This is a genomic window from Salinivibrio proteolyticus (assembly GCF_027286365.1).
GTDB classification, from domain to species: domain Bacteria; phylum Pseudomonadota; class Gammaproteobacteria; order Enterobacterales; family Vibrionaceae; genus Salinivibrio; species Salinivibrio proteolyticus.
In genome coordinates, this window is sequence record NZ_CP114584.1 from 2,202,934 (window position 1) to 2,221,680 (window position 18,747).

Sequence of the window (18,747 nt, forward strand, 5' to 3'; positions counted from 1 at the left end):
ACAACGCAGCAAGGCGCAAGCCCCATTATACGGAGTCTCCCGCTCTATTTTTTATGCAATTCTTTGGATATCAACACTAAAGCTGTTAAGCCCTACTTCGCTTAGTGACACACGTGCATCGCCCGCCCCCATATCAACATATTGGAACTGACTGTGAATGGCATCTTTCCCTAACCAGTGCGCACTATGCAATAAACTGGTTGTGCCACAACTATCAACCGTCGCGGTCAGTCCCGCCGGAAAGATCTCCAGCTGATTGTCGGCGGTGTTCAATACCCCAAACATGGCACGGATGGGGGATGCATACGAAGAAGCCCGAATTGCATCTTCGATTCGTTTTACCAGGGTGAGAAAACCACGCTCATTGACATCTTGGGTCCGTACAAACTCATTAAAGAATGCCCGGATCATTAATGTTGTTGCCGTTCCATCCTCTCCAGCCGAGGCAGAATCGACAACATAAAAAGCCATTTTTCCTCCCATCAGCCAAGTGTAATCGAGCACGATCGGATTCGCGTCGGCCGATTGGAGCGAATGATAGGACAAGCGCCACGCGCCTTGTTGGGAGTCTGGCTCAGGCATCAGCCCCATTAAAAGCTCTCGCGCGCTGCCCGGATTATGCTTCAGTGCATCCAAATGCCACTTGAGTTCATTTTCAGAGGCACCGCGATCGGCATCTTCACACACTTTGAACCACTGCTGACTGAAGTCGTCATTGGCGTGCACATCATCGTTAGCATCATCGATCACTGTCTCGATCGCCTTTTTGACCACATTGATATCTTCAATCGGTTTGATCAGAAAGTCTTTCACGCCAAACCGTAATGCCTGGGCAACATCCGCCATACCTCCCGTGCCTGAAATGACGATCATCGGCAACATCGGGTATTCCACACTTACTTCTTCAACAAACTCAAGACCAGTCATCACCGGCATGGATAAATCGCTAATCAGTAAGTCTGGGATGGATTGGCGAAGCGCTTGCAACCCCTCTAGTCCGTTTTCAACCTCACGCACTGTTGCCCCTTCACGCTCGAGAAAGGATGCGATCATACGACTAAACACGGGATCGTCTTCGACAATCAAAATTTCTTTATTATGCAACACGATGCTCTCTCCTCCAGGACTGCAAAGCAGCGGCTGTCTCCCATTCGACAATACCCGATAAGAATAGTTGAACTCAAACTCCCGGGAAGATAATAATGATAATTAAATCAATAAAGGAATATAAACAGCTGTTTAAAATGGAGTTTTTATTACCACTTTGCTAGACACCTTACTCAAGCCAATGGTTGGCAGCATAAAAAAGGCTTGCAAATCAATTACTCTATCACAGTACGCTACTCGGTATTAACACGGCAAAAAGTCTATCTGAAACATGAGAGCCATCACACAACGTACATTGATTGTCTGCGTTTAGAGGCAGCACCACACTTTCTGCCTGTCTCGTGCATACAGGTGTAGCGCACTTTATCTGCTCTACAGTGCGAATACTTGCATATTCAAACCTTTCCGACTAGATGTTAACTGTATGTAAAGTAAATTGGCGTCGGTTAATCACAGTGCATGGACAGTCTCAAACAGGGCAACCTTTTTTGTGGTGGCGCTTGCACGGATTCAGGAAGGATATGTGGGGGTAGCTATGATTTTGAGTCATCTTATCGGGTTGTATACGCACCCGAAAAAAGAATGGAAGACCATTGGTGAGCGCCATGAAGGCGCGTCACACAGCATCGGTCATGCGCTGTTATTGGCGCTGATCCCGCCAGTTTGCGCTTATTACTCCAGTGTAAATATCGGCTGGAAAATCGGGGTAGGAGAACCGATCTTTCTCACTGCACAAAGCGCACTGTTTATCGCCAGTGCGATGTATCTAGCACTTATTGGTGGTGTGTGTGCGCTTGCCTACCTCACGTTGTGGATGAGTCGAACCTTTGGCTCCGCTCCCACTTACACCCAATGCTTGGAGCTGGCAGCGTACACCGCCACGCCAATCTTTATGGTTGGACTGGCAACCCTATATCCGGTTGTATGGTTTGTGATGATCGTCGGGCTGATTGGTATCGCCTACTCGGTATATTTACTCTACACCGGTGTACCCATTCTTATGGAGATCCCCGAAGAGCGCGGCTTTATCTACGCAAGTTCAGTCGTCACTTGTGGTTTAGTGTTACTGGTCGCCATATTGGCATCGTCGGTGATTCTGTGGAACGTTGGAATTGGGCCTGTATTTACGCACTAGCGTACCACTGTGTTCTGGACCACCCGCGCCCAAAGCGTTGGCGCGGGCCAACAAAGATAAGAAAGCCGCATCGATGCGGCTTTTTTCGTTATCATCACGCTATCCACGGGCTTTTAGCTTTCATTATGGATCTCTAAATTGGCGAGCTCTTGTTGTTGTTCACGAACTGTTTTCGCACTGTCACTACGCAAGCTTTGTATGTATTCCAAATACGCTTGGTCGACATCGTTGGTCACGTACTCACCACTAAACACAGAGGTTTCAAAACGTTCGATGGCGGGGTTAGCCTCACCGACAGCGGCAACAAGATCGCTTAAGTCTTGATATATCAAACCGTCGGCACCAATCAATTTGGTAATTTCATCCACTTCTCGTCCATGAGCAATCAGCTCATTGGCACTGGGCATATCAATACCATACACGTTGGGGAAGCGCACTTCTGGTGCTGCGGAAGCGATATACACTTCTTTCGCACCGGCTTCACGCGCCATTTCAATGATCTGCTCCGACGTCGTGCCACGCACAATCGAGTCATCCACCAACAAAACGCGCTTATCTTTAAATTCTGAGCGAATTGCATTGAGCTTGCGGCGCACTGATTTACGGCGCATTTGTTGACCGGGCATGATAAACGTGCGGCCTACATAGCGGTTTTTTACAAACCCTTGTCGATAGGGCTTGCCGAGCACCTGCGCAATTTCGAGCGCAATATCACAGGACGTTTCAGGAATCGGGATGACCACATCAATGTCCATCTCTTCCCAGTCTCGCTGTATTTTCGCACCCAATTTTTGTCCCATACGAACGCGCGCGCCATACACCGAAATTTTATCGATAAACGAATCAGGGCGAGAGAAATAAACGAATTCAAAAATACACGGGTGCAAACTTGGTGAGGCCGCACATTGGCATGTATGAAGTTGACCATCGAAAGTAATGTAGACGGCTTCACCTGGGGCCACATCACGGACAAAGTCAAAACCAACTGCATCAAGGGCAACCGACTCTGAAGCAACCATGTATTCAACTTGGCCTTGCTCTTCACGCTTGCCCAAACACAGGGGACGAATACCATGCGGGTCACGGAAGGCAATCATGCCATGACCGATAATCATGGATACCACCGCGTAGGCACCCGATACCTGCTCATGCACCGAGCGGACGGCAGCAAACATATCATCGGCGGTAAGCGGATGTGACACGGCGTTAGAAAGCTGGTGCGCAAGAACGTTGAGGAGGATTTCAGAGTCTGAGGTGGTATTTAGGTGGCGGCGGTCTTTTTCAAACAAGGAATGACGGAGTGCTTCTGCATTGGTCAAGTTCCCGTTGTGCGCCAAAGTTATTCCATAGGGAGAGTTGACATAAAACGGCTGCGCTTCTGAGGCACTAGAGCTGCCGGCGGTCGGATAACGCACATGGCCAATACCGACATGACCTTGTAAACGTTGCATATGTTTAAGTTGAAAAACATCCTTCACCAAGCCGTTTGCTTTGCGAAGACGGAAACGATTGTCGTCGATGGTGACAATCCCGGCTGCATCTTGGCCGCGGTGCTGTAGCACCGTTAACGCATCATAGATGGACTGGTTGACCGGATTGGCCCCTACGATTCCAACAATACCACACATGTCAGCTATTCCTTGTTACGCGTAAACCAGCCTAAGACCCCGCGATCTTAGGTAAGAAACTGGAACTGTTCTCGAGGTAGTTAAAGAACCATTCAATAACTACAGCAAAATTAGGAATCAGTTCAGATTGTCCCCATGCTTGGGTTTTAGAGACTGACGTAAACGCATCCAAGAAAAACAAGACGGCGGCGACAATCAACACCCCACGAACACTTCCGAACACAATCCCCAACACTCTATCTGTCCCTGATAGTCCTGTTTTTTGCACTAACTGGGCAATCACATAATTGACCACTGCACCCACAACGAGGGTAGCAATAAACAGTAAGGCAATAGCGGTTCCGTTACGGATCACCGCATCCTGTATGTTGGTGAGATACACCGCAAGTTGCGGATAAAATTGGCTGGCGACAAAAAAAGCACCAAACCAAATCACCAAAGACAATGCCTCTTTGACAAAGCCTCGGATAACGCTAACCAGCGCCGAAAAACCAATGACGCCAAGAATCAGGTAATCAATCCAAATCATGTTATTCACTTGCTCGAGACGCGCGCATTCTAACAGAAAAAATGCTCACGCAAACGTTTTCTTATTGGGTAAGTGGGTCAAATTTGCGCAATTGCCCTTTCAGCCCGGTGAGAGATTCTAAGTCTGCCAATTGAGATTCCAGCGTGTTTTTAGACACATCTGGACCCACAACCACTTTGGCAAGGTCATTAGGTTTCAGATCCCGTGGCAAAATATGGGCTTGGTAACCTTTGTCACGCAATTGGCTGACCAAACGGCGCGCATTGTCCTGATTGCGGAAGGTACCAAGACGAATCATCCACGCGCCATCTACCGTGGCGATCGACTCAGATGCCTTTGAATCAGGGGGCGTTTCACGCTGGTTTGATGCGCCCCCTTCTTCGTCGGTTGTTTTTACCGAGGTGTCAGGCACAGCAACATCAGCCACCTGTGGTTCAGCAATGGGAGTTTCTGTCACAGACGCATCAAAGTCATCGCGCAGAGGAATACTTTGATAGCTCTCTTGATAGTGCTCTTTTTTGCCATCCAGAACATCTGGCAAAAAAACCACCCCCATTGACACCAATACCAGCGTACCGACTAATCGTTTTTGCAACTTACTGGCCACATCGACTCCGTTTTAATTAATCTGTTCACTCACTTGCCCCACGGTATGGAACGACCCGAATACGACCACACAATCACGCTCGGGTTCCGCCGCTTGGTAGGCCGCTTGATAAGCGTGATAAGGGGTGTCAAATCGCTCCTCTGCGTTTACGGACAAAGCACTCGCCGGAGCCCCCCGTGCGACACTCAAGGAAGCGGGATACCAATGGTCAACAATTCCCTCAAAGCACGCTAACGTGCCGGCAATATCTTTATCTGCCAGCATAGCAACCACAGCATGGATGTTTCCGCCTTTATCCTGCTTAATGGTCGCTAACCTATCCGCCAAATATTGCGCGGCGTGCGGATTATGGGCGACGTCAAACACGGTGTAAGGCTGGCTTGAAATAACTTGCATCCGGCCAGGCACAGTGAGGGTTCGCAATGCCTCGGAGATATGCGTGTCAGCGATATTCAGCTCTGCGACCCCAAGCGCCATTAATGCCGTTGCCGCATTTTGCATAGGAATATGAGGAACTGGCAGCGCATCCATATCAAAGGCACCGGCATGCCAACACCAGGTATCACCTTGCTGTACATAGTGATACTGATAACCAATTTGATACAAGTCTGCACCAATCGCGTCCGCATGCGCAGCAACACTCGGAGGAGGCGCAGGTTGACCACAAATCGCCGGTTTACCCGCACGGAAAATCCCCGCTTTTTCATAACCGATTTGGTCGATGTCATCGCCGAGCCAATCACAATGATCCAGCGCTAGACTGGTGATCACTGATACGTCATGCTCGACCACATTCGTTGCATCTAAGCGTCCCCCAAGGCCGACCTCAAGGATCACGACATCAAGCTCGTGCTGCTTAAATAGCTGCAACGCCGCCAAGGTACCAAACTCAAAAAAGCTCAGGCTGGTTTCTCCGCGCGCTTGCTCAATGGCGGCGAATGCTTGGCAATGCGCCGCATCGTCTAATGGTTTGCCATTAATACGCACGCGTTCGTTGTAATGAACAAGGTGAGGAGAGCTATATACGCCAGTGCGATAGCCCGCATTCTGCAAGATCGCCTCGAGCAGCGCACAAGTCGTTCCCTTACCGTTGGTACCCGCCACTGTTATGATCTTTGGGGCAGGTTTGGTCAATTGCGCATGCTCGGCAACGTGGGCAACGCGTTCTAAACCTAAGTCAATCGCGCTGGTATGGATGGATTCAAGATAAGACAGCCACGTCGATAGCGGGGACGTGGCTGTAGGAATGCATTGTTCAGACATTAACTTGGTCAGTTGCTACATGATGGGTAGATAATACCAAGGATAACGCTGAGGAACACGGTCAAATCTTACTCTTGAGAGGCAGATTGCTCGTCTTCTTGTGGTTTGTCTTGTTCAACGTCAACCACCAATGGTGATTTCACATTGCTCAGTTTCGCAAGCAGCCCTGCCAAGCGCTGACGCATTTCGCGACGATCAACAATCATGTCGATGGCACCATGCTCGAGCAAGAATTCACTGGTCTGAAAGCCTTCAGGTAACTTTTCACGTACCGTTTGCTCAATCACGCGACGGCCCGCAAAACCAATGATGGCTTTAGGTTCCGCGACATTGACGTCGCCAAGCATTGCGAAACTGGCGGTGACGCCACCATAAGTTGGATCGGTCATCACCGAGATAAACGGCAGCTTATGGCGAGAAAGACGCTCCAGCGCAGCGCTAGTTTTCGCCATCTGCATCAGCGACATCAAGGCTTCTTGCATACGCGCGCCACCGCTGGCAGAAAAACATACCAGACCACAGTTATTCTCAATCGCAGTGTCTACTGCTTTCACGAAACGTGCACCTACAACGGCACCCATTGAGCCACCCATGAACTTAAATTCAAAGGCACAGGCAACCACGGGAACCTCTAACACGGTTCCTTTCATGACGATCAGTGCGTCCTTCTCACCACTCGACTTTTGTGCCGCAGAAAGGCGGTCTTTATATTTTTTCGAGTCACGAAACTTCAGCACATCTTTCGGCTCAAGCTCAGCGGCAATCTCTTCGCGACCGTCTTTGTCGAGAAACACATCAAGGCGGCGACGAGCAGGAATGCGCATGTGATGATCACACTTAGGGCATACCTCTAGGTTACGCTCTACATCTGCGTGATAAAGCACTTGGTCACAGGACGTACACTTGGTCCACACCCCTTCAGGAATGGATGCTTTGCGCGATGAACCAATGTTGCTTTTCGTTAGGATTTTTTCAAGCCAGCTCATGGACAACCTTTACTTAATCATGGGCGTCCGCATAGGACGTCCATCTTGGATTCGTAACAAATTAGACCGAATTAAATCACAAGTCAGTCAGACTTGGGATAAAAAACTGGTACTACCTATTCTTCGCTCTACCCTTTGACGCGCTACTATTTAGGCCCGTTCAATGACCTCATCGGGTAAAAACAGGGGGCCAATCGGCGCATCGGGCAGCGCAAACTCTTGCGGATAATCAACCTCAACCAAATACAAGCCTTCCGCTTTGGCGGTGGCGGCCGCTAAGGTGCGATCTTTTTGGGCCAGCAGCCATTCAATCCATTCGGGAGGATGTTCTTTTCGGCCCACAGCCATCAAGCTACCTGCAATATTTCGCACCATATGATGAACAAATGCATTCGCTTTAATATCGATGATAATGTAACGCTCGCGACGACTCACCGACAAATGCATCACATTTCGCCACGGTGATTTTGACTGACATTGCGCAGCACGGAACGAGGAAAAATCGTTTTCCCCCAATAAGTACTGACCGGCCTGATGCATTAAGGTTTCATCCAACTCACCATAATAATGGCTGACCCCCTTGGCTAAAATGCCCGGACGCAGAGGATGATTGTAGATGATATAACGGTAACGACGAGCGGTCGCGCTAAACCGAGCGTGAAAGCTGTCAGGCACCTCTTTTGCCCAGCGAACAGCAATCGCATCCGGTAAATTAGCGTTCACACCTAGTGTCCATGCTTTTAACGGCCGCTGGCTATCCACATCAAAGTGCACCACTTGACCAGTCCCATGCACACCAGCATCGGTTCGTCCAGCACATTGAACATCGATAGTTTGGTTAGCCACGATGGATAAAGCACGCTCCAAGTGCGCTTGGACGCTGGTAACTTCTCGTTGGCGCTGCCAACCGTAAAACTGCGCTCCATCATATTCAATGCCTAACGCGACTCTCATGCTTGTGCCTTTTCGTTTACTCACTATCAAGGCGCCGCATTATATACGTAATACATGCGATGTGCAGGTCCGATACCGGGCCTCTTTAATCATCGATGTCGCCAACGCAAAGATAAAAAACGGCAGCCGAAGCTGCCTGTTTTTTATCGTAGCTGCTCAAGCAGCTGTCGTGCCTCTTGTTGAAGCGCTTTATTCCCTGATTGCATGACTTTTTCTAGCAATGAAATCGCACCATCGACATCGTTCATCTCTAGATAGGCTTTGGCCAGATCGAGATTCGTGGCCGCTTCTGTACTGGCCGTATCACCATCAACATCGATGGCGCTGATATCTTCCAGCACATCAGGAAATTCATCCAGCCCCACGTCTAAGTTCATTTCCGCTTTATCCGGGTCAATATCCGGTGCGCTACCATCATCGCGCATCAATTCCTCGATGCTGATGTAATCACGCTCCTCTTCCCCTTCATCAATGAGTTCGCTCTCTGCTTCCCCTTCATTCAGCAAATCGTCATCAAGCGCTTGCTCTAATTCGAATTTCTCAAGCGATTCTGGGTCCATAGCAGGCTGCTGACTCCAGTCCTCGCTTTCAGCTTCGGGCTCTGGTTCATTATCCGCTTGCCACACCGCCGCTTCTTCATCAGAGAGCCCGGACAGATCAAGAGGCTCATCGCCATCCGGTTCAGACAACAGAGCATCCATATTGAGACCACCCACTTGATGGTCGTCATCATCCAGCTCACTAATATCGCGACTATCGCCTTGACCCGCATCACGGCCTTGTTCATCGAAGTAAGACTCGAGCTCACGTTGCTCATCCAGAGCGGCACTCAATGCATCGTCTTCGTCAAACTCGCCAAGTTCATCTAGAGAGAGTGAGTCAAACTCATAGTCTCGGTTGCTGGTTTCTGGCTCTGGCTCTGGCTCTGGCTCTGGCTCTGGCTCTGACTCTGACTCTGACTCTGGCTCTGGCTCTGGCTCTGGCTCTGGCTCTGGCTCTGGCTCTGGCTCTGGCTCTGGCTCTGGCTCTGGCTCTGGCTCTGGCTCTGGCTCTGGCTCTGGCTCTGGCTCTGGCTCTGGCTCTGGCTCTGGCTCTGGCTCTGGCTCTGGCTCTGGCTCTGGCTCTGGCTCTGGCTCTGGCATGCTATCGAACGCGGCCTGCTCTTCAGGATCAAGCGGTTCAGCATCTGCTAATGCAGCTTCTTCGTCATACTCTGGCAAACTGGTTAGGTCGAGAAGGTCCTCCTCACTGAGATCGTCAAGAGTTTCGCCTTCATCATCGTCTGGCTCGGCATCTAGATCCTCGTCGCCGTCTTCTGTTGGCGCATCGTATTCGCTGGCATCTTCTACGGCTTTATCTGCATCCGCAGTTTCATCATCCGCTGGCTCAGCGTCTAGATCATCGTCGCCATCTTCTGCTGGCGCCTCTTCTTCGCTGGGATCCTCTGCGGCTTTATCTACATCCGCAGTGTCATCATCTGCTGGCTCGGCATCTAGATCATGATCGCCATCTTCTGCCGACGCGTCATCTTCGCTGGCATCTTCTACGGCTTCATCTGCATCCGCAGTTTCATCACCCGCTGGCTCGGCGTCTAGATCATGATCGCCATCTTCTGCTGGCGCCTCTTCTTCGCTGGCATCTTCTGCGGCTTCATCCGCATCCGCATCTGCATCCGCAGTTTCATTATCCGCTAGCTCGGTATCTAGAACATCGTCGCCGCCTTCTGCTGGCGCCTCGTCTTCGCTAGCATCCTCTGCGGCTTCATCCGCATCCGAAGTGTCATCATCTGCTGGCTCGGCGTCTAGATCATGATCGCCATCTTCTGCTGGCGCCTCTTCTTCGCTGGCATCTTCTGCGGCTTCATCCGCATCCGCATCTGCATCCGCAGTTTCATTATCCGCTAGCTCGGTATCTAGAACATCGTCGCCATCTTCTGTTGGCGCCTCATCTTCGCTGGCATCCTCTGCGGCTTTATTTGCATCCGCAGTGTCATCATCTGCTGGCTCAACGTCTAGATCATGGTCGCCATCTTCTGCTGGCGCCTCTTCTTCGCTGGCATCTTCTGCGGCTTCATCTGCATCCGCAGTGTCATTATCCGCTAGCTCGGTATCTAGAACATCGTCGCCGCCTTCTGCTGGCGCCTCGTCTTCGCTAGCATCCTCTGCGGCTTCATCTGCATCCGCAGTTTTATCATCTGCTGACTCAGCGTCTAGATCATCGTCGCCATCTTCTGTTGGCGCCTCGTCTTCGCTAGCATCCTCTGCGGCTTCATCCGCATCCGAAGTGTCATCATCTGCTGGCTCGGCGTCTAGATCGTCGTCGCCGTCTTCTGTTGGCGCATCATCTTCGCTAGCATCTTCTGCGGCTTCATCTGCATCCGCAGTGTCATTGTCCGCTGGCTCAGTATCTAGATCATCGTCACCGTCTTCTGCTGGCACCTCTTCTTCGCTGATATCTTCTGCTGACGCATCCGCTTCGGCGGTTTCCTCAGCTTCGTCACTATCGTCACTGTCTGGCTCTGGTATATCATTTTCGATATCAGTCTCATCGCCATCGTCGCTGTCATAAAGCAGGTGCTCTAGTTCAGCTTCATTCGGATCGGTGTCGTCTTCCCCCCAAAGAGCCGGATCATCATCCTCAGCCAGTGGGTCGATATCATCATCCCCTACCACTTCTTCAAGCAGCGCATCCGAGTCTTCAAGGTGAGGATCATCTTTATCCAGCACTTCGTCTAACAGTGCGTCACTGCTCTCATCAAACTCGTCGATATCATCATCGTCATCGTTGATCCAAGCCTCGTCATCAGCCTCTTCTTCATCACCAACCAGCTCATCGAGCAACTCGGTGGTGTTATCGAGGGATAGGTCGTCATCGTCGCTATCGTCATCCGATAGATCAATGTCTTGGCTAAGGTCAAGCTCAGGCTCGTCTTCGAGAACCTTGTCAAACAAGGCATCATTTGGTGCGTCTTCTGGCTCCTCAGCAGCCTTGTCTGTGTCTGATGTTGCTTCTTCCGGCTGGTCAGCACCCTCACCTTGTTCACCGGCTAACAGGGCGTCGATATCATCAACATCGCCGCCATTATCTTCCTCGAGTGATTTTGCCCATTCTGCAGCCAGTGCTTCATCCGCACTCATTTCTTCTTCAGGAGCAGCGTCTGACTCTTCTGGGGTCGACTCTTCTTCGACCGATGGTTCAGGCGTCTCTTCTGGGGGAGCCTCCGCTAGCTCATCCAGCGCTCGCTCCATGTCCTCCAGGCCAATAGCATCATCCCCATTGGGTGCCACGCTCGACTCGTTACCCGACATATCATCGAGGTCATCATCCAAGTCAAGATCGTCGAGGTCCGTGTCATCACCGAACATTTGGTCTTCATCGCTACCAAAGTCGTCGGCAATTTCTAACTCATCATCCTGCGGCTCCTCATTGGCTTCTTCCTCTTCAGGATCAGGCACCATGATAACCGGCATATCATCGTCAATTTCATCATGATCGAGCGCTGCTGGCTCTTCGACGTCATCCTCTTGCTTTTTACGACGCGAGAGGAAGAAGAAAATCGCCCCCGCAATCGCAGCGCCAGGCAGAATCGCTAGCATAGCCAGCAATAACGGGCTATCCATCAATGACTCCACCGCTGATGGCGGCTGGGTTTCTTTTGCGACTTTTGCTTGGCGTTGTTGCTCTAAGAACGCGCGGATTTCTTGGTTCAATTCAGCATCATTGCCCACTTGCTCTTTCAGCGCAGAAAGCTCGTGTTGAACTTCCGATAAGCGGACTTTGAGCACATGGTTACTTTCTACCAAGCGCGTCATTTCTTGATCAGATGCTTGCAATTGTGACTGCAAATTCTCAACCACTTGTGGCTGTGGTGACATGTCATCGCTTGACGGCTCCGCCATCGAAGATGCATCGGCGTCTTCAGTGTCTGGTGAAGGAGGCGTTGCTTCAGGACGAGAGGCAGCCGGTTGCTGAGGTTCTCGAGGTGCGCTCACTTGGGTGCTAAGTGGCGTTTGCGGAGTTGCCTGTGCTTGCTTTCTCGCTTGGTCGATTTCGAGGCGCGCAACAACATCGTTAGTGCTTTCACGCTGAATTTGCGCCAAGGTGGGCATTAATAAGTTACTGCCAGGCTGCAAACTATGGATATTGTTATCCGCAAACGCATTCGGATTTAAGCGAAAAATCGCTCCCAAGGTTTGATAAACACTGACTTGGTTATTCGGCCGCATTTGAGTGGCAATAGACCACAAGGTTTCATTCGCCCCTGTTGGTCCATAACGCTGCGGTGTCGGCGTATTCACTGGTTGCGGCGCTGATTGCGCCTCAGTGGTCATTTCATCCTGCGGTCCAAGAATACGAATCGCCGCTTCCACAGAAACAGTAGAAAAACTGAAGACAATAAACGCGACCATGGCTAGCAAGACAGCAAGACGCTGACTGAACTTTCCAGTAGTCATACACGTTTTACGATGAGAAGACTGTTCACTTTGCTGTGCGTCGGACACACCCGCACCCCTTATGGCAGAAATGGCCTCACTAAATATCTAACTATATCGGAAGCCATGCTAAAAACTGTAGTTTGATGATATAAAAGTGTGTTGTGCGATCAAACTGTGGGCGCTTGGCCTCAGTTTTACTTTACGATTACCGGCAATTTGCCGCGACACACCGAGTTCAAAGCAAAAATAGTGCCTAAAAAAAATACCCTGTCAATGATGACAGGGTATCATGGCGTCTTGCGATCGTTGCGATAAACGCTGTGGCAATTTTACAAGTAATCGCGTACCAGCAGTTCCGCAATCTGCACTGAGTTCGTTGCAGCCCCTTTTCGGACATTATCCGCCACAACCCAAAGGTTTAAGCCATTCGGGTGGCTAATATCATTGCGGATCCGACCCACTAACACCTTGTCAGTGCCAGTGCCCTCTTTCACTTGCGTCGGGTAGTCCTCACCCTCGAACACTTCGATATGTTCATGTTGGCTCAAGATTGCCACCGCTTCTGTAGCGTCAATTGGTTGACGGCATTCAATATGCACCGCTTCGGCATGGCCATAGAAAACAGGAACACGCACGCAGGTAGGGTTCACGCCAATCATTTCATCGGCAAAGATCTTCTGCGTTTCCCACACCATTTTCATTTCTTCTTTGGTGTAGCCATTATCCATAAACTGATCGATCTGCGGCAAACAATTAAACGCGATCTGTTTGCTATATAGCGCTGGTTCAGCGTCTTGACTATTGAGCAGTTTTACCGTCTGTCCGGCAAGTTCGTCGATGCCCGACTTACCGGAACCCGAGACAGATTGATAGGTCGACACGTTAATACGCTCGATTCCCACTGCGTCATAAATCGGTTTCAACGCTACCAGCATTTGGATGGTGGAACAATTGGGGTTAGCGATGATATTGCGGTTACGAAAATCGCCAATCGCGGCCGGGTTTACTTCGGGGACCACAAGAGGGACATCAAAGTCATAACGGAACTGGGAGGTGTTATCAATCACGACGACACCTGCGTCTGCCGCTATCGGCGCCCACTGCGCAGACGCTTGTGCGCCGGCTGAAAACAGGCCGATTTGCACTTGGGTCCAATCAAACTTCTCTACGTTTTGAACACGTAGGCTTTCGCCTTTAAATTTGATGGTTTCTCCTTCGCTGCGCTCACTAGCGAGCAGGTGCAGTGTCCCAATCGGAAAGTCGCGCTCTTCTAGGCTATCAATAATCGCGCGTCCTACCGCGCCTGTTGCGCCTAAAACCGCAACGTCAAATGCTTGTGTCATGCTTGCTCCTCAATACTAAAGCCGAGCTTAGCCAGCGACTGTAACCCGAAATCCGTCTGTCCGGCTACTGTGATCGCACTGTACTCACGTCGATCCCAGTAATTTTTTCGTAATTGGTCAAAGGCTGTACGTTGCGCGGGTTTATTGTCCCCAGCGCCATGCATTGCGCGACGAAAATCACTGTCGTCCCGACGAATATCGTAGACCAATTGTGTCAATGCCATTAGATCGCTTTGTTGCCATGGCTGGGCAAGCGTCACATGAGGGATGGGGGCCGTCGGTAGCAAGTCACTGGCGTGGGCACGATGAGGCAGGCCAAGGTGTTCACACAGTGCGTTAAATACCATGGTAGTGCCGCGCGCTTTTCCTTCTAAGCCATAGCCTGCAATATGCGGCGTGGCAAAGGTCAGCTTGTCCATGAGGTCCAGATCAACCTCGGGTTCATGCTCATACACATCAAGCACTGCATCCATGTCGCCTTGATCGAGTCGTGCACTCAAGGCCTGATTGTCAACCACAGGGCCGCGCGCCGCATTAATCAATATACTGCCCGCGCCCAATGCCGCTAAACGTGTCGCGTTCATCAAATGGTAGGTGGGGTATTGGCCATCGCGCGTTAATGGTGTGTGAAAAGTCACTACATCACACGATGCAATAAGTGTATCAATATCAACCATTGGGCGTGGATCACCGGCATCTTGGCGAGGCGGATCGCACAACACCGTTTTTATCCCTAGCGCATCAAGGCGCTCGGCTAGATAACTGCCCACGTGCCCGACTCCCACAATACCGACCGTCCGGTCTGTAATCGAGAATCCTTGTTGTTGGGCCAAGACAAGCAGCGCGCTGATCACATACTCAGCAACCCCAACTTTGTTGCAGCCGGGCGCAGCCGTCGCGTGAATACCTTGTGCATGCAGGGCGTTAAAATCAAGGTGATCTTCACCCGCGGTGGCAGAGCCGACAAAACGTAACCGAGACGCGCCTTTGACTAGGGCCTGATTCACTTGTGTCACACTTCTTACCATTAATGCATCAGCATCAATCAAATCCGCCGCGCTAATTGCGCGCCCGGGTAATGCCACGACCTCACCCAATTGGCTAAACAAGGCTTGGGCATAAGGCATGTTTTCGTCTACAACAATTTTCACGTTCAACGTCCTGTGTGAGTCGGTGCACCGCGTATCCGATGCAAAATGCGAAAGCAATATTGTATCTGGCTCGTTACAAGAAAACACCCTTGCTCAACGGGGGACGGTGGAATTATCGATGGCAGGAACCGGCATAAAAAAACCCGGCCGAAGCCGGGTAAATCCAGGACCTGAAAAGACTATTACCGGCTCTCAACGATAATAGCCCGCGTCTGATGGCAGAATTGCTCTGCAAACCTGGAAAACGAGGGGCGGATTAACCGCGATATTTTTCGATCACCAAGGTCGCATTGGTGCCACCGAAGCCAAAGCTGTTCGACATCACTCGCGTCAGTGCTTGCTCACGCGGTGTAGTGACAATATCCAACCCTTCTGCAGCAGGATCGAGTTGTTCGATGTTAATACTTGGCGCCACAAAGCCATGCTCCAGCATCAACGTCGAATAAATGGCTTCATGCACACCTGCCGCGCCTAATGCGTGGCCCGTCATGGCTTTGGTCGCTGAAATCGCTGGGCTCTTACCTGCGAAAACTTCTTGGATCGCGCCAAGCTCTTTGACATCACCGACTGGCGTGGATGTACCGTGGGTGTTGATATAATCCACGTCGCCGTCCACATCTTGCATCGCCATCTTCATACAACGGATAGCGCCTTCGCCTGACGGGGCAACCATGTCGTAGCCGTCAGAAGTCGCACCATAACCGACGATTTCACCGTAGATGGTCGCGCCACGCGCCAATGCATGCTCAAGCTCTTCGACCACCAACATGCCGCCACCGCCAGAGATAACAAACCCATCGCGGTCTGCGTCATAGGTCCGTGAAGCTTTTTGTGGATCGTCATTGTATTTCGTTGATAACGCACCCATGGCATCAAACATCATGGTCAATGACCAATCAAGCTCTTCGCCGCCACCCGCAAATACGATATCTTGCTTACCCAATTGGATGAGCTCGAGTGCATGACCGATACAGTGTGCCGACGTCGCACAGGCAGAGCTCATGGTGTAGTTCACCCCTTTAATTTGAAATGGGGTGGCCAAGCACGCAGAGACCGTCGAGGACATAGTGCGTGGCACCATGTAAGGGCCAACGCGTTTAACCCCTTTTTCTCGAAGAATATCGACCGCGGCTACTTGGTTAACAGAAGACGCACCGCCTGAGCCTGCGACAAGGCCGGTCCGTTCATTAGAGACGTGTTCAGGTGCAAGACCTGCGTGTTCAATCGCTTGCTCCATGGCAAGATAAGCAAAGCCAGCCGCGTCACCCATAAAGCGCATTTTTTTGCGGTCGATATGGTCGGCGGGGTTCAGTTTGAGGTCACCCCAAACGTTACTGCGCAGTTTCATATCGGCAAACTGCTGAGAGAAGTTAATGCCAGATTTTCCCGCTTTGAGCGACTCCAGCACTTCTTTGACGTTGTTACCAATACTGGAAACAATCCCCATGCCTGTAATGACAGCTCGTTTCATGATTCTTTCCTAGACGTTAATTTCGCAGTGGATGATAGCGTTTTTAAAGCTGATAAGTGGTCAGCTTTCCTTTCAGTCAGTACAATTTCGCTTTTACGACATTTTTGTATGAGGCATTTGTGAGCTCTCCCTCAATTAAACATGCGCAAATCAGTTGGAACGACACTGGCACACCGGTCGCCGACCAGTTTGACGATGTGTATTTTTCTAACGCTGACGGCCTCGCCGAAACCCGCTATGTGTTTTTGGCTCAAAACCAACTCCCCACCCGCTGGGAGACCCACTCATCGCCCCGCTTTGTGATCGCGGAAACCGGTTTCGGCACCGGATTAAACTTTCTCGCGACCTGGCACGCCTTTGCGCAGTTCCGCCAAGCCCAACCCGATGCGGCGGTCACGCAACTGCACTTTATCAGTTTCGAAAAATACCCTCTGACCGTAGAAGATCTTGACCGTGCGCATCAAGCTTGGCCTGAGCTTGTCCCGTATGCAGAGCAGCTTCGCTCTCACTACCCTGTCCCTTTGGCGGGCTGTCAACGGATCGTGCTGGCACAAGGTCAGATTACACTCGATTTGTGGTTTGGTGATATTAAAGATTGGTTACCACAGGTGCCGACTGGCGCTGCAGGGATTGTCGATGCTTGGTATCTCGACGGTTTTGCCCCGAGCAAAAACCCGGAGATGTGGAATCAAGATTTATTTGATGGCATGGCTAGGCTTGCCCGTGAGCAGTGTACTTGCGCCACCTTTACCGCCGCTGGTTTTGTCCGTCGTGGTCTATTAGCTGCCGGTTTTGACATGAAAAAGGTGAAAGGGTTTGGCCACAAACGCGAAATGCTGGCAGGCCGATTACCCACGCGGAAAACGGCGACCAGCTTTCAACCATGGTACGCACGGACTCCCGCTATATCGGCAGATGATATTGCAGTGATTGGCGGAGGGGTTGCCAGTGCCGCATTGATCACGGCATTACTTCAACGCGGAAAACGCGTCACCCTCTATAGCCAAGACTCACATCCTGCGGCGGGAGCATCAGGTAACCGCCAAGGTGCCATTTATCCACTTTTAAATGGCAATAACGACAATTTAAGCCAATTTTTTGCTCCTGCGTTTTTGTTTGCTCGCCAGTTTGTTGAGCAACAACACGAGCAAGGGATCGCGTTTGAACACCAATGGTGTGGCGTGACGCAACTGGGTTACGATGAGAAAAGTGCGACCAAGCTGGCTAAAATGACCAAGGGTGACTTTCCAGACACACTCGTCAAGCCAATCGATAAGGCTGATGTGGCTGAGACGGTCGGCCTAGAAACCGGTCATGCAGGCGTATTTTATCCATTGGGTGGGTGGATGAGCCCACAACAATTTACGGCCGCTGTGATTGATGCGGCTATCGCGAGTGGACAACTGCGCGCACATTTTGATTGCCACGTGGATGCACTGACGCAAGCCGACAATGGCTGGACGCTTAGTACAGCACTTGGTGAGGTTTGGCATCATAATGTCGTAATCGCAAATGGCCACCAATCCGCCCAATTTGGCCAAACACAGCCGATTCCTGTTTATCCGGTGCGAGGTCAAGTGAGCCATGTCCCCACCAATGCTGAGCTGCGTCAACTCAATACAGTGCTGTGTTTCGAAGGCTATTTAACGCCGGTCAATCAAGCAGGAGAGCATTGCTTGGGGGCCAGTTACAGCCGGAATAATGCAGACCTCACTTTCCAAGCTGACGAGCAAACCGAGAACCAACAGCGTCTCACCGGTTGTATTGATACCGACTGGGCGCGTGCCGTGCCAGTTGCAAAAGAAGGACGTGTGGGCGTACGCTGCGCCAGTCGCGATCACCTTCCGTTTGTGGGCAATGTTTGCGACTATCACGCACTGATTACTGCGTACCAGAATTTGCAAAAGGACAAAGAAAAAGCAGGCTCCGTGCCTGTCTATCCGGGGCTATTTTGCTTACTCGGCTTGGGGTCACGTGGTCTTACGTCCGCGCCGCTTGCCGCGGAAATACTCGCCGCACAGTTGTGTGATGAACCTTTGCCATTACCACAAACGGTGCTCGACAGCCTGCACCCAGGCCGAATGTGGGTACGTAAACTGTTAAAAGGTAAAGCCTTGTAACCACGGGTACGAGACAA

General features: G+C 51.0%; 13 protein-coding genes. 2 read left to right on the top strand and 11 right to left on the bottom strand.

Annotated elements, in window-relative coordinates; genetic code table 11:
• Positions 1-51: 51 nt before the first annotated feature.
• Positions 52-1,107: a response regulator gene (locus N7E60_RS10465; protein ID WP_069590571.1), complete on the bottom strand. Its 1,056-nt coding sequence runs from the start codon at positions 1,105-1,107 to the stop codon at positions 52-54.
• A gap of 535 nt (positions 1,108-1,642) precedes the next feature.
• Between N7E60_RS10465 and N7E60_RS10470 the strand changes: the two genes are divergently transcribed.
• Positions 1,643-2,242, top strand: a complete 600-nt coding sequence (locus N7E60_RS10470; RefSeq protein ID WP_069590572.1) for a Yip1 family protein — start codon at positions 1,643-1,645, stop codon at positions 2,240-2,242.
• A gap of 113 nt (positions 2,243-2,355) precedes the next feature.
• Here N7E60_RS10470 and purF read toward each other — a convergent pair whose 3' ends face one another.
• The 10 genes from purF to fabB all read right to left on the bottom strand — a co-directional run bounded on the left by purF (position 2,356) and on the right by fabB (position 16,610).
• Positions 2,356-3,870 (bottom strand): amidophosphoribosyltransferase, encoded by a 1,515-nt coding sequence (purF, locus tag N7E60_RS10475; protein ID WP_096629521.1) that lies wholly within the window; start codon positions 3,868-3,870, stop codon positions 2,356-2,358.
• A 31-nt stretch (positions 3,871-3,901) separates the two neighbouring features.
• The gene (locus N7E60_RS10480) at positions 3,902-4,399 is read right to left on the bottom strand and encodes a CvpA family protein (RefSeq protein ID WP_269597444.1); all 498 of its coding nucleotides are present in this window, start codon (positions 4,397-4,399) and stop codon (positions 3,902-3,904) included.
• 61 nt (positions 4,400-4,460) lie between these two features.
• Positions 4,461-5,006 (bottom strand): SPOR domain-containing protein, encoded by a 546-nt coding sequence (locus N7E60_RS10485; RefSeq protein WP_269597445.1) that lies wholly within the window; start codon positions 5,004-5,006, stop codon positions 4,461-4,463.
• Positions 5,007-5,018: 12 nt separating this feature from the next.
• Positions 5,019-6,269, bottom strand: a complete 1,251-nt coding sequence (gene folC, locus N7E60_RS10490; RefSeq protein WP_269597446.1) for a bifunctional tetrahydrofolate synthase/dihydrofolate synthase — start codon at positions 6,267-6,269, stop codon at positions 5,019-5,021.
• A gap of 68 nt (positions 6,270-6,337) precedes the next feature.
• Complete coding sequence (gene accD / locus N7E60_RS10495; protein ID WP_077455684.1) at positions 6,338-7,255, bottom strand: acetyl-CoA carboxylase, carboxyltransferase subunit beta; 918 nt, start codon at positions 7,253-7,255, stop codon at positions 6,338-6,340.
• Positions 7,256-7,405: 150 nt separating this feature from the next.
• Complete coding sequence (truA, locus tag N7E60_RS10500; protein WP_167314712.1) at positions 7,406-8,209, bottom strand: tRNA pseudouridine(38-40) synthase TruA; 804 nt, start codon at positions 8,207-8,209, stop codon at positions 7,406-7,408.
• 143 nt (positions 8,210-8,352) lie between these two features.
• Positions 8,353-12,663 (bottom strand): FimV/HubP family polar landmark protein, encoded by a 4,311-nt coding sequence (locus N7E60_RS10505; protein WP_269597448.1) that lies wholly within the window; start codon positions 12,661-12,663, stop codon positions 8,353-8,355.
• A 311-nt stretch (positions 12,664-12,974) separates the two neighbouring features.
• A complete protein-coding gene (locus N7E60_RS10510; protein ID WP_077455475.1) occupies positions 12,975-13,988 on the bottom strand; it encodes an aspartate-semialdehyde dehydrogenase in 1,014 nt (337 codons plus the stop codon).
• The gene (pdxB, locus tag N7E60_RS10515) at positions 13,985-15,139 is read right to left on the bottom strand and encodes a 4-phosphoerythronate dehydrogenase PdxB (RefSeq protein ID WP_077641379.1); all 1,155 of its coding nucleotides are present in this window, start codon (positions 15,137-15,139) and stop codon (positions 13,985-13,987) included. Before pdxB ends, N7E60_RS10510 begins: the two co-directional genes overlap by 4 nt.
• A 256-nt stretch (positions 15,140-15,395) precedes the next feature.
• Entirely contained in the window at positions 15,396-16,610 is a 1,215-nt protein-coding gene (fabB, locus tag N7E60_RS10520; RefSeq protein WP_069587218.1) for a beta-ketoacyl-ACP synthase I, read from the bottom strand.
• Positions 16,611-16,729: 119 nt separating this feature from the next.
• Between fabB and mnmC the strand changes: the two genes are divergently transcribed.
• Positions 16,730-18,730 (top strand): bifunctional tRNA (5-methylaminomethyl-2-thiouridine)(34)-methyltransferase MnmD/FAD-dependent 5-carboxymethylaminomethyl-2-thiouridine(34) oxidoreductase MnmC, encoded by a 2,001-nt coding sequence (mnmC, locus tag N7E60_RS10525; RefSeq protein ID WP_269597450.1) that lies wholly within the window; start codon positions 16,730-16,732, stop codon positions 18,728-18,730.
• The last annotated feature ends 17 nt before the right edge of the window (positions 18,731-18,747 follow it).